This window comes from Saccharopolyspora spinosa NRRL 18395 (assembly GCF_000194155.1).
GTDB lineage: Bacteria > Actinomycetota > Actinomycetes > Mycobacteriales > Pseudonocardiaceae > Saccharopolyspora > Saccharopolyspora spinosa.
Genome location: NZ_GL877879.1, coordinates 1,823,416 through 1,836,102, shown reverse-complemented (window position 1 = coordinate 1,836,102; position 12,687 = coordinate 1,823,416). Strand labels below are relative to the sequence as shown.

The following is a 12,687-nucleotide window of genomic DNA, read 5'->3' as shown; positions in this document are numbered from 1 at the left end:
GCGGCGGAAGGTGGACGCGGCCGCTGCTGTTGGGGCTGTTTCCGGGAGTCCGGGTGATGGTGGGAGTGGGGCGCCGACGGAGCAGGCAGCACCGCAGGACCCGAGTGCGGAGCGGAAACGGAAACAGAAGGCAAGGAGCGCGAAGCATTACCAGGCGAGAAAGGCTGCTGTCGATCGTGTTGGGGTGTTGGAGGCGTTGGCGGAGCAGGGGCCGCTGACTGAGGAACAGGAGGCCGAGCTGGCGGAGATTCGGCCGAAGGCCCAGCAGTGGCGGGAACAGAAGGAACGGGACGCGGAGCGGCACCGGGCGGTAAACGCGGCTGCTAATCGGGTTGCGGAGTTGGAGGCGTTGAAGGAGCGGGGGCCGCTGTCTGAGGAGCAGGAGGCCGAGCTGGCGGAGCTCCGGCCGAAGGCCCAGCAGTGGCGGAAACAGAAGGAACGGGACGCGAACCGGTCCCGGGCTGGAAAGGCTGCCGCCGATCGGGTTGCGGGGCCGGATGAGGTATCGGGGCAGGCTGGTGCTGATCAGGACGACTTGGACGTGGGGGCGGCTGCGGTGTGGCCGGGTGCGGGGGGTGCGGCGGAGTTTGGGGTGTGGGGGGTTGCGGGTCCGGTAGTGGGGGGTGAGTTGGTTGGGGATTGGTATCGGTTTCTGCGGGGGGTGAATCAGGCTAATTTTGGTTCTGGTGATGAGCGTTATCAGGTGAACTGCCAGGAGGCGGTGGTGGCGCTTCACAATTCTGTCGGGTTCGGTCGGCAGTTTGTGGCGGGTCCGGCTGGTGTTGATCGGGATCCGGCTGGGTTGGAGGCGGCGTTTGGGGTGAAGGCTCGGTGGGTGGGGGGTGTTGCTGGGGTTGAGCAGTATGTGCGGAGCGGGCCGGTGGGTGTGGGTGTGCCGGTGATTTACCAGCGAGCTGATGGTAGTGCGCACGAGATTATTGCGGTGCATGCCGGAGAGCGTGATGGGCGTGAGGTGGTGGATCTGCTGGATCCGCAGAGGGGGGAGGTCGCTGAGAAAGCTGATGTTTTGGCTGCGACCGGGGTGTGGGTGATTCCGGTGCGGGAGGTGGCGTCGGATCGGGGTGTGGTGTTGCCGGCCGGTGGTTCCGGGCTGCGGCGCCTGGGCTGGGGGGTTGGGCTGCCCGCGGAGGTGACAGGTCCGAAGCGTCAGCCTCACGTTGGGCCGGTGGCTGGCACGAAGCGGACGTGGGAGGAGGCTGGTGAGTCTGGGGCGTCCAAGCGGCGGATGGTGGAAGACCCCGCTGCTGGGAGTGATTCCGGGAATCAACGTGACGAGAGCGAGGTGCTCACCCCGACGGAACAGGCAACAACACAGGACCCGCGGAGTGCGAAGCAGAAACGGAGCAGGGAAAGGAGCGCGAAGCGTCGCAAGGAGAGAAAGGCCGAAGCCGATCGGGTTGCGGAGTTGGAGGGGTTGGCGGAGCAGGGGCCGTTGACTGAGGGGCAGGCGGCGGAGCTGGCGGCGCTCAAGCCGGAGGTGGCGGAGCGGAAGCAGCAAGCGAGGGAAGCGAAGGCGAAGTATCGCCAGCCGGGAAAGGCTGCTGCTGATCGGGTTGCGGAGTTGGAGGCGTTAGCGGGGCGGGGGCCGTTGACTGAGGAGCAGGCGGCGGAGCTGGCGGAGCTTCGGCTGGCAGTTGACCCCTGTGCAGTACGTGCGGGTGGCGCAGATCGCGAAGGTCTCCGAGGCAGTGCTTTACCGGCTGGGCAACGTTGCAGGCGGCGACGAGTCGAAGCAACGCGACGTCACGGTCGCTGGGACGATTTCGCTTCCGTCGGATCCGTACGCGGTGGACGACGACACCGGCGCCGACGGGTACCGATCCCTTCCCAATCCGAAGGACAGGAATCGTGCGGTGCGTTTTGACGATTTCGAGGGCGGTGTGCCTGGTGGGGTGAGCTCTCGGTCGGACGTGCGTCTGGGATTCGAGGTCGAGTTCAAGCTCCCAGGCGAAAATTTCGATGCGCGGGTCAACAGCCTGGGTGCGGAGCTCGAACGAGAGGAGCTCGTGGATTGGCGGACCGGCCACGGCTCGAAGCTGGTTTCGAAGAACGAAGCCGAGGCGATTGCGGCCGACGGTAGGTGGGCGTTGATCGAGGAGGCGGAGCGTTTCGAGGTGGAGGCGACATCGCCGATCCTGCGTAATGACACTAAGCGGCCCGTCGGGGAGCAGTTGTGGCCCAGTATGGAGAAGTTGCTGAGCGCGGTACAGCGGCAGGGCGGTTATGGCTCGGAGTCAGGGGGGCACATCAATGTCAGTTTTGAGTGGCAGTTGACCCCTGTGCAGTACGTGCGGGTGGCGCAGATCGCGAAGGTCTCCGAGGCGCTGCTTTACCGGCTGGGCAACGTTGCAGGTGGTGACGGGTCGAAGCAACGCGACGTCACGTACGCTGGGCCGATTCCGCTTCCGTCGGATCCGTACACAGTGGACGAAGATGCCGGCGCCGACGGGTACCGATCTCTTCCCAATCCGAGGGACAGGAATCGTGCGGTGCGTTTTGACGTCCTCGGATTTGAGGACGATCGGCTTGAGTTCCGGGTGTGGGCTGGGGACGCGGGTGAGCTGACCGGGAATCCCGCGTTGTGGCAGGTGCGGGCCGAGTTGAGCGCGGCGATGATGCTGGCAGGCACCGATTCGGCGATCTACCGGAAGCTGGATCGGTTGATGGGTGATCCGGATCTGCTGGGTTATGACGACCAGACCAGGGACGAGGAGGTCTGGCTGGAGAAGCTGGCGGAGTTCCTGGAGTTGTTGCCGCTGAGCGAGGCCGGGCAGGCGCAGGTGGTGCAGCTTTTCGCCTGGACACGCCCGTGGAAGCTCAGCGATCCCGTAGAAGGCTACCCGGCGCTGGTCGTGAGCCTGCCCCAACAGTCGGTGCTGTCCCCGGCCTTGGGTGCTTCGAAGAAGCAGGTCGTCGCCCAGGCGCATTCGTACCAGTTGTACAAGGACGCGAGCCTCGTCGTGGCCCGGATGACGTCAGACGGTTCCGGGATCCGCCTCCGGAATGGGCAGGCGATCGGTTTTGGGGATTTCGCCCGTTTGCTCGAGATTAACAAGGTCGGTAGCGGATGGAACGGCGAAGAAATGTGGACGTTGCTGGCGATTCCCGGCGCGTCCTATGCGCTGCTGTCAGAGGTGCTGAGGGTCGTTAACGGGCCGGTATTGGCGACCATTTCACACGTGTGCAAGACCCCGGACGGGCGCCTGCTTACTGGGGTTTACGAACGGCAAAGCGGTGGTCGCCTTCGATTCCGTCCCGGCACACAGGGGTGGATCGAGTTCGCCAACAACGTAGACGAGCCCGGCCGGTTTACTGGTAAGTTTGATCTGGGCGAGGCGTTGATGGATTCCCGGACCAGATCTTTGCCCGACGATCCTGCGGAGGTTTATCGGTACTGGCCCGCACGCGCGGTGCCCGTGCCTGTGGGGTTGCCGGTGGACGCGGTGCGGGTGCCGGTGCCGGCGGGGGTGCTTTCCGGGCGTGGGTTGGCGGAGTTCGTGCGGGGCGGTGTGGCGGGTTCCACGGGTGGGCCGGTGGTGTTGGTGTCGCAGGGTGATCCGGGTGTGGGTGTGGTGGTGTTGCCGGGGCAGGGGTCGGATCTGGCGCGGGATCTGGGGTGTGTTGTGGTCGTGTTGACGCCAGGGCCGGTTGGGGGCACGCCACAGTGGACGGTGTTCGCGGCGGATGGTTCGGCTGGGCCGGTGGATGGGTCCGTTGCTGGGGTGCTGACCGGGGGGCGTGGGGGCCTGGCCGGTCTGGCGGAGGCCTCGGCTGGTGTTCCGGGCAGTGAAGCTGAGAAATCGAGTGCGGACACGGAACAAATGGGTTGCGGAAATCGAGGCGTTGGTGGCGTTGGAGGAGCGCACCCGCACCGAGGCCGACCAGGGCAGGCTGCTGGCGTTGCGGGAGAAGGACGATGACTTGCTTCGCCTTGAGAAGGAGTTGGAGGAGATGAGGGACAGGCTGAAGAAAATAAGGCGGTGCTGGAGTCGATGCTGGCCCGGGGGAGACTGGCCCCGGGGATTGCGGGCGTGGGGGAAAGTGGGCAGCAGGACGAGCAGGATGCAATGGTGCCGAGCGGGGTATCGGAGCAGGCTGGGCCTGATCGGAACGAACACTATGAGCGGACGCGTCGGATGGGATCGATCTCGATGCGTGGGTACTGGGAGGAGGCGCAGCGACGTATCGAGGACTTGAAGGCGGAGTTGCGCGCGAAGTTGGGGGCGGCGCAGGCGGAGTTGGACGAGATTGTGGATGACCAGCGCGAACCGGCCAGGGAACACACGCGTGCGTCTCGGGAGAAGCAGGCTGCGGTATTCGTGTCGGCTGGGATTCAGCCGGTGCTCGGGAGGGCTGCACCGAGGGGCTGTGCCTGGAGATGACCAGCCGCGAGACGACGGTATGTATGTGTTCCGCCGCCGCGGTTGGGCAGCCGTCGAGTTGGTGTTCACCGAAGCCGAGCTGCTGGCGTTCCGGGACGGCGTCACCAACCACGAGTTCGATGCGGTCGTCTACACGGCATAGGTTTTCCACCCGGCCGAAGGCCCAGTCACCATGTGGTGACTGGGCCTTCATGCTGAAGAAGGTTGTGCACATTGCCTTCGTTGACGTTCAGTTCCTGGACGAGCTGCGCGATCGGCTTGCTCGTTTCCTGGGGTTCCGGACCGCGCTCTTCCTGAACAGTTGATCAAAATGCCGTTGTTCCGGTCTCGTCGCTGCTCATCGGGGATGTCTCTACGGTTCGCGGGGGGCCTAGTAGTCCGGGCGGGCAGGTTTGCCTGACGTTCGGGTAAGGGGCTTGGAGACTGGGTGTGGCGGGCTCATACTGCGCTGGAAATGGTCTGGTGGCTGAGGGGCAGAGCGGTATGAACGAGCTCGCGGAGCGGGCACGCTCCTGGTTGCAGGACACCTATGGTCCGCGTGTGGTGTTGCCAATTTACTTGGGGCGTGCCAAGTCGGATTCGGCAAGATGTGGACTTTGCTGGCGATTCCCCGCGCCTCCGGAGCGCTGCTGTCAGCGGTGCTGCAGGTCGTTAACGGACCGGTATTGGCGACTAATTCGGACGTGTACAAAACCCCGGACGGGCGTCTGCTTGCCGGCGATTACGAACGGCAAAGCGATGGTCGCGTTCGATTCCGTCCCAGCAGAGATGGGTGGATCGAGTTCATCAAAAATGAAGACGATCCCAACCAGCCTGAGCCCAGCCGGGTTACTTTTAAGTTTGATCTGGGCGAGGCGTTGATGGATTCCCGGACCAGGCTTTTCCCCGACGAACCTGCGGAGGTTTATCCCTACTGGCCCACACGCGCGCTGCCCGTGCCTGTGGGGTTGCCGGTTGGCAGGATGCGTAGACGCGTGGTTGTCGGTGGTGCGTCGTCAGGAGCGCCCGGACAGGACTGCGTACGGGTGGCCCGTCGGGATCGTTGGGTCGAGTTGCGTGACGACAAGACGGTGTTCGGCGCGCCGGATGACCATCGGGTGGTGTTCACCGCCGATAAGTGAATGCTTGAAACCTGTGGATCGGCTGGGAGGGGCGCACTTTCCCAGTGATCGGATGCAAGGTTCCAAGCATGGCCGACATTGCCGGGCACCGGGGCACGGCGCCGGTTTTTCGTCGGCGATCATTCCTCCGTGGGAACGCAAGATTCCGAAGATCACCGAGGACTGCCGCTGTTGTGCCTGCACGGCCTCTCCAGCAGAGATTTCGTGCCCGCACTCGGACAATTCATCTGCAGCAGCAAATGATTATCCGCCTCTGTGATCACGAAACTGACCGAGGCAGTGGAAGACCGAGCACCAGGGCGTGTGCAAGGTTGACCTGTCCGGTTTAGGTAGTTTCGGGCGGGAAGGTGGGTGGCAGGTTGCCCAGGTGATGGACCGTTTCGATACCGACGGCTTTGCCGTTCGGTCGGCGCCAGCGCCATATCCGGTTCGCAGGTTTCCGTCCAGAACAAAGACCTTCCAGGCTGCGGGCCCTGGCACGTCCGTACCCGCCCACGATTTCCATTGAAATTGCGGAGGTTGTCCACAGGCATCGGCGTGTCGGGGTGCGACACGCCGACGGTCCGCAAGTTCCATTGAAATCGAAGGTTCGATTTCAATGGAACTTGCGGATTCTCTCCGCCGAGGCGGACTCGATGAACGTCTTCGCACCGGCGGTCACCGCCAGCACCGCCAGCACCGGGCGGGTACGGACGTGCCAGGACCCGCAGCCTGGAAGGTCTTTGTTCTGGACGGAAACTTGCGAACCGGATATGGCGCTGGCGCCGACCGAACGGCACAGCCGCCGGTATCGAAACGGTCCACCACCTGGCCAACCTGCCACCCACCTGGGCAACCTGCCACCCACCTTCCCGCCCGAAACTACCTAAACCGGATAGGTCAACCTTGCACACGCCCTGGGGTCAGTGCCTCGCTCGTTGCAGCCTGACCGATGGCCACCCGAGTGTGTCGGGATTTCCCCAATCAGCCGGGGATGCCTGACATGTGATTCGGGAAAACCCCTTGCAGGGCTGGCGATGATGGTCCGTCAGGACACGCGAATCACGGCTTTCCCCTAGCGCATAGGATATGGCCTGGTCGCAGGTGAGGCTGTTCCCGTCCTCGAAAGCAACGTCGAACGCCCGCGAGCCGAGAACCATGCGGGCCTGTTCCTCGCTTGCCCGATGCCGGGCTACGTACGGCGGGAAGCCGAACAGCGGCCTGCCTATCTCGCGCCACAAGGTGTGGCTGGCCCCCAGCAACCGAGCGGCGCTTTCAGCGTCCTGGTCGACCGCGGACCAGGCGAGCAGCTCGATGGATATGGCCATTCCGACCAGGTCGTTGAGCTGCTGCTTGAGCCGTAGGCATTCCCGAGCGTATGAGCTGGCCTGCTCTGCGTTGCCTTCCGTCCAAGCCACGAGGCCCAGCACCCACAGTGCCCAAGAGCCCGACCAGGGAACGCCGTACGCGTCACGCATCGCCAGGCATTCTTCGCAGAGAGCACGAGCCCGCTCGCAGTCACCAAGAAGGAGCACAGTACTGGCCAGAATCGGGCGGCTCACCACGGTCACTGCGCTGGGCTGCCCCGCGGCGTCCTCCCTCGCCAGGGCTTCTTCCAGATACGCCACCGCACGTTGCTGGTTGTCGCGCACGTGCTCGGCGTAGCCGGACACGCACAACGCGGAGGTCAGCTCCACATCGTCTCCGATGCTGCGTGCCAGATCACGACACTCGTCGAGCATGATCAGCGCAGGGCTGGTATCCCCCTGCATGGTGGCGACCCAGGCGTTGGTCCACAACGCCTTCGCCCGCTCCCTGCTCGGTTCCGTCGCTCGCGCAAGCAGGTGATCCAACCAGTAGCGACCCTCCGCGACCCGACCGCCGCCGACCCAGCAGAACCACAGCGCCCCGGCCAACCTCAAGCCGGTCCGCGCCTCTCCGGGCTCGATGAGGCAGAACTCCAGTGCCATTCGCAGGTTCGCATGCTCGGCGTAAATGCGTTCATTCCAGGCCACCTGCTCGGGACCGAACCACTTCGCCTCGGCCCGCTCGGCCAACCAGCTGTAGTGGTCCCGGTGCCGCCGCCGCAGGAGGTCTCCCTCCCCTGACTCGTGAAGCCGCTGCCTCCCGTACTGACGGGTCGGGTCGAGCAACCGGTAACGCGTGCACCCGGCACGGTCCTGCCGGCTGAGGATGGACTTGTCCACCAGTCCGACGACCAGCTCCAGCACGTCCTCTGGCAGCAGCAGCACCTCGTCGGAGCAAACTGCTTCCGCCGTATCCAGGTCGAAATCATCGTCTGTTACTACCTGGAGCAGTACGGGTTGGCTCCTGATGAACAGTTGCTGGCGCACATCCCACCCCCCCCCCCCCCGCCTGCGCCCCTGGATGGGGTAGCCGTGCACCGTGTCCTGGAGTATCTGTCCCGCCCGCAGGATGCGTAGACGCGTGGTTGTCGGTGGTGCGTCGTCAGGAGCGCCCGGACAGGACTGCGTACGGGTGGCCCGTCGGGATCGTTGGGTCGAGTTGCGTGACGACAAGACGGTGTTCGGCGCGCCGGATGACCATCGGGTGGTGTTCACCGCGCAGGTGGTGCAGCTTTTCGCCTGGACACGCCCGTGGAAGCTCAGCGATCCCGTAGAAGGCTACCCGGCGCTGGTCGTGAGCCTGCCCCAACAGTCGGTGCTGTCCCCGGCCTTGGGTGCTTCGAAGAAGCAGGTCGTCGCCCAGGCGCATTCGTACCAGTTGTACAAGGACGCGAGCCTCGTCGTGGCCCGGGTGACGTCAGACGGTTCCGGGATCCGCCTCCGGAATGGGCAGGCGATCGGTTTTGGGGATTTCGCCCGTTTGCTCGAGATTAACAAGGTCGGTAGCGGATGGAACGGCGAAGAAATGTGGACGTTGCTGGCGATTCCCGGCGCGTCCTATGCGCTGCTGTCAGAGGTGCTGAGGGTCGTTAACGGGCCGGTATTGGCGACCATTTCACACGTGTGCAAGACCCCGGACGGGCGCCTGCTTACTGGGGTTTACGAACGGCAAAGCGGTGGTCGCCTTCGATTCCGTCCCGGCACACAGGGGTGGATCGAGTTCGCCAACAACGTAGACGAGCCCGGCCGGTTTACTGGTAAGTTTGATCTGGGCGAGGCGTTGATGGATTCCCGGACCAGATCTTTGCCCGACGATCCTGCGGAGGTTTATCGGTACTGGCCCGCACGCGCGGTGCCCGTGCCTGTGGGGTTGCCAGTGGATGCGGTGCGGGTGCCGGTGCCCGTGGATGTGGTTGCTGGACGCGGGTTGGCGGAGTTCGTGCGGGGCGGTGTGGCGGGTTCCACGGGTGGGCCGGTGGTGTTGGTGTCTCTAGGCAATTCGAATGTGGGTGTGGTGGTGTCGTCGGGTCAGGGGTCGGATCTGGCGCGGGGTCTGGGGCGTGTTGTGGTCGCGCTGACGTCGGGGCGGGTTGGGGGCAGGCCACAGTGGACGGTGTTCGGGGCGGATGGTTCGGCTGGGCCGGTGGATGGGTCCGTTGCTGGGGTGCTGACCGGTCTGGCGGAGGCCTCGGCTGGTGTTCCGGCTGGTGCGGCGGCGGATTCAGCGCCGGTGGGGGAGTGGTCGGATTCGGATGTGCGGGGGGAGATTGAGCGGGCAAGGCGGGGGGAGTTGTCCAGTGAGGACAAGGACGTGGCGCGGCGGATTGTGCAGGGCACGCATGACGTTCGGAGGCTGGCTGGTCGGGGCGCTGTCGTGTCGCTGGACGAGGTGGTGGCGTTGGTCGCGGCGAAGCAGCGTGAACTCGGTGATGATCAGCGGGACCGGGTGGTGGAGTTTTCCCGGGCGTTGGCGGGGCGGCTGGGCACGCAGGGCAGCGGGCTGAGTATCCAGGCCGGGGCCGGGCCGGTGGGTCAGGCTGGGCGTTCGGGGGAGTCGGCGGCGGGGTTGGGGTCGGGTCAGCACACCAGCGGTGGTGGGCCTTCACAGTCGGGTGCTGCGGTGCCGGTGGAGGACACCACGAGCGGTGCAGATCAGCGGGAGCCGGAGGAGCAGGCTGCGCCGACTGAGGCTGATGTTCGAGTGGATCGGTCGCGGGGGTCTGTGGTGCCGATGAGTTTCCGTTCCGATGGGGTGTGGATCTGGCCGGATATCGTCTGTTACTACCTGGAGCAGTACGGGTTGGCTCCTGATGAACAGTTGCTGGCGCACATCCGCGACGCCGACCGCCCGCCCGCGCCCCTGGATGCGGTAGCCGTGCACCGTGTCCTGGAGTATCTGTCCCGCCCGCAGGATGCGTAGACGCGTGGTTGTCGGTGGTGCCGCCTCCGGAATGGGGAGGTGATCGATTTTGGGCTGTTCACCTGGTTTCTCGGGCAGTACCAAGTCGGATACGGATTCTACGACGAAGAAAAGTGGACGGTGCTGGCGATTTCCCGCGCTCCCGGTGCGCTGCTGACAGAGGTGCTGGCGGGAGTTAACGGGCCAGTATTGGCGACTATGTCGGACGTGTACAAGACCCCGGACGGGCGTCTGCTTACTGGGGTTTACGAACGGCAAAGCGATGGTCGCGTTCGATTCTGTCCCGTCAGAGATGGGTGGATCGAGTTCACCAACAACGAAGACAATCCCAGCCTGGCTGTGCCCGGCCGGGCTACTGGTAAGTATGATCTGGGCGAGGCGTTGATGGATTCCAGGGCCAGGCTTTTGGCTGGCGATCCTGCTGAGGTTTATCGGTATTGGACCGTACGTGGATCGGGGTCGTGATGGATGGTGTGTTCGATGAGCTTGGAGGGACGATGAGGGGTACGGACGTGTCCGTTGGTGATGAGCGTGTGGCCGGGATGCATGATGTGTTGCTGGGGCTTGCCGGCCGGGTGCCGGATGAGTTCCTCGCGACGGTTCGGCAGCAATTGGCGGAGGGTGGGATCGGCCAGGTTGCTGAGTCGGTGTGTCAGGAGTTGGCTGCGGGTGGTGTGGCGCTGAGTTTCCGGGAGATGGGGGTGCTGGCCGAGTTGTTGCCGGGTTCTGCGATTTCGACGTTCAGCCGTATCCCGATCGGTGATGAGCAGCGGGTTCTGGCGTGGCATTTCACCGGCGCGCCAAGCGAGCCGGTGGGTGTCGATGATGCGGGGGTGGCGGGGTTGGTGGCGGTGTTGTCGGGTACCGCTGGTGCTCGGGGGTTGTGGTGTGTGTGGCGTGGTCCGGTCAGTGGTCGGGGGCCGTGGTTGCCGGTGTATGTGGTGGAGGCGGGAGGTGGTGTTGATCTGGTTGGGTTGACGGGTCGGCTTCAGCGGGTGTTGGTGGTGGCGGGTTCGGGTGTGCCGCGGGTGGAGGTGGTGGTGTCGGGTGGTGAGGTGCCGGTGTATCAGCGGGCGGCGCGGTCTTATGGCCGGTTGGTGTGGGCGGCGTCTGAACCTGTCGGGTTGCAGTTGGCGCGTGTCTTTGATGGTGTGGATGAGGCCGGGGAGTCGGTGTTTGAGGAGGATCATCCGCGGCTGGTTGATGTGGTGGAGCGGGACCGGGTGCTGGATTATCTTCGTGCCGGGACGGTGGTTCTGGATACGGATTCCACGATGGATGATGTGGTGGATCGGTCGCGGGGGTCTGTGGTGCCGATGAGTTTCCGTTCCGATGGGGTGTGGATCTGGTGTGCAATTCCGTCCCAGCAACGGTGGGTGGATGGAACTCACCGACGACAACCAGTTCGGGCAGTTTACTGGTAAGGCTGATCTGGGCGAGGCGTTGACGGACTCCAGGACCAGACTTTATGACGAACCCGCGGAGGCTTATCGGTACTGGCCCACACGCGGACCGGAAAACCCGCACCTGCCGGAGAGCGCGACGACGACGGAAACAGCACCGGCGGGGGGGGGGGCGGACTCGGATGTGCGGGGGGAGATTGAGCGGGCGAGGCAGGCTGTGCCGGTGATTTACCAGCGAGCGGACGGTAGTGCGCATGTGATCGCTGCGGTGCATAGCGGATACCGCGATGGGCGTGGGGTGGTGGATCTGCTGGATCCGCAGAAGGGCGAGGTCGCTGAGAAAGCCGATGTTTCCGCGGTGGCGGGGATGTGGGTGATTCCGGTGTCGGAGGTGCCCGGTGGTTCCGGGCTGCGAAGCATGGGCTGGGGGGCTGGGTTGCCCGCCGAGGTGGCGGGTCCGAAACGTCAGTCTGGTGCGGAGTTGACGGGGCGGGCGCAGCTGGCTAGGGAGGAGGCTGAGGGGCCGGGTTTGCGGGTTGCGGAGTTGCGGGAGTCGCTGGAGCAGGCTGAGTCTGACCTGGCTTCATTTGAGGGTTTGCCGGGGTGGGACGAGATGTCGCGGGCGGAGTTCGAGAGGTTGCCGATGTTCGATCAGGTTATGCGGAGGGATTGGGAGGAGGCGCGGGGGCGTGTCGAGGCGTTGCGGGCGGAGTTGGCCGGGATGGTGGATGACGAGGGCGAACCGGCCGGGGAACAGGTGGGTGAGTCTGGGCAGGGACGGGCTGCGGGATTCGTGCCGGCCGAGATTGCGACGTTGGCCGAGGTGACGGGTCGAATGGAGCGGCATTTGAGGGCGATGCCGCCGGAATTCAATCCGAATCATGCGCGTGAGAACGTCGAAAATGCGAAGCAGTGGGTGCAGCAGGGGGAGTGGACTCCAGCGGAGTTGCAGACGGTTGAGTCGAGCTTGCGGGCGATACAGGCGGAGGAGAGGAGGTTGAACAAAGCTCGGTGGGCGAAGGTGCGTGAGGTGTATGTGCAGGCGGGGCAGGCGATTGCGCAGGGGCGTGTTCCGGTCACGTATTTCGAGGGCGGTGTGCCTGGTGGGGTGAGCTCTCGGTCGGACGTGCGTCTGGGATTCGAGGTCGAGTTCAAGCTCCCGGGCGATCATTTCGATGAGCGGGTCGAAAGTCTGGGGGCGGAGCTCGAACGAGAGGGGCTGGTGGATTGGCGGACCGCCCACGGCTCGAAACTGGTTCGTAAGAGCGATGCTGTGGAGATTTTGGCTAACGGTAAGTGGGCGTTGCTCGATGAGTGGGAGCCTTTCGAGGTGGAGGCGACATCGCCGATCCTGCGTAATGACACTAAGCGGCCCGTCAGGGAGCAGGTGTGGCCCAGTATGGAGAAGTTGCTGAGCGTGGTACGGGGGCAGGGCGGTTATGGCTCGGAGTCCGGGGGGCACATCAATGTCAGTTTTGAGTGGCAGTTGACCCC

General features: G+C 64.6%; 8 protein-coding genes and 2 pseudogenes. 9 read left to right on the top strand and 1 reads right to left on the bottom strand.

Annotated features, from left to right (window positions below):
• Nucleotides 1-1,664: 1,664 nt before the first annotated feature.
• The 5 genes and pseudogenes from SSPN_RS0127610 to SSPN_RS60430 form a co-directional block, all read left to right on the top strand.
• Nucleotides 1,665-3,941, top strand: a complete 2,277-nt coding sequence (locus SSPN_RS0127610; protein ID WP_420188314.1) for a hypothetical protein — start codon at nucleotides 1,665-1,667, stop codon at nucleotides 3,939-3,941.
• Between the two features lie 60 nt (nucleotides 3,942-4,001).
• Nucleotides 4,002-4,403 carry a hypothetical protein gene (locus SSPN_RS0127605; protein WP_010311403.1) on the top strand — a complete coding sequence of 134 codons (402 nt, stop codon included), beginning with the start codon at nucleotides 4,002-4,004 and terminating at the stop codon, nucleotides 4,401-4,403.
• Nucleotides 4,390-4,545, top strand: a complete 156-nt coding sequence (locus SSPN_RS57105; protein ID WP_158309658.1) for a hypothetical protein — start codon at nucleotides 4,390-4,392, stop codon at nucleotides 4,543-4,545. Before SSPN_RS0127605 ends, SSPN_RS57105 begins: the two co-directional genes overlap by 14 nt.
• A 445-nt stretch (nucleotides 4,546-4,990) precedes the next feature.
• Nucleotides 4,991-5,524 (top strand): hypothetical protein, encoded by a 534-nt coding sequence (locus SSPN_RS55530; RefSeq protein ID WP_148272050.1) that lies wholly within the window; start codon nucleotides 4,991-4,993, stop codon nucleotides 5,522-5,524.
• Nucleotides 5,525-5,605: 81 nt separating this feature from the next.
• A pseudogene (locus tag SSPN_RS60430) lies at nucleotides 5,606-5,764 on the top strand (IS256 family transposase); the annotation flags it as partial.
• 662 nt (nucleotides 5,765-6,426) lie between these two features.
• Here the strand turns inward: SSPN_RS60430 and SSPN_RS46105 are convergent.
• Nucleotides 6,427-7,857 carry an ATP-binding protein gene (locus SSPN_RS46105; protein ID WP_237710753.1) on the bottom strand — a complete coding sequence of 477 codons (1,431 nt, stop codon included), beginning with the start codon at nucleotides 7,855-7,857 and terminating at the stop codon, nucleotides 6,427-6,429.
• A 145-nt stretch (nucleotides 7,858-8,002) separates the two neighbouring features.
• On the opposite strand from SSPN_RS46105, the gene SSPN_RS57890 reads away from it, so the two are divergent.
• The 4 genes and pseudogenes from SSPN_RS57890 to SSPN_RS57885 all read left to right on the top strand — a co-directional run.
• Nucleotides 8,003-9,790 carry a hypothetical protein gene (locus SSPN_RS57890; RefSeq protein ID WP_010311392.1) on the top strand — a complete coding sequence of 596 codons (1,788 nt, stop codon included), beginning with the start codon at nucleotides 8,003-8,005 and terminating at the stop codon, nucleotides 9,788-9,790.
• Nucleotides 9,791-9,829: 39 nt separating this feature from the next.
• A complete protein-coding gene (locus SSPN_RS0127570) occupies nucleotides 9,830-10,255 on the top strand; it encodes a hypothetical protein (protein ID WP_010311389.1) in 426 nt (141 codons plus the stop codon).
• On the top strand, nucleotides 10,255-11,214 hold the full coding sequence (locus SSPN_RS46095; protein WP_237710832.1) for a hypothetical protein: 960 nt from the start codon (nucleotides 10,255-10,257) through the stop codon (nucleotides 11,212-11,214). The genes SSPN_RS0127570 and SSPN_RS46095 overlap by 1 nt, the downstream gene beginning before the upstream one ends.
• A pseudogene (locus tag SSPN_RS57885) lies at nucleotides 11,171-12,687 on the top strand (hypothetical protein); the annotation flags it as partial. The gene SSPN_RS46095 and the pseudogene SSPN_RS57885, both read left to right, overlap by 44 nt.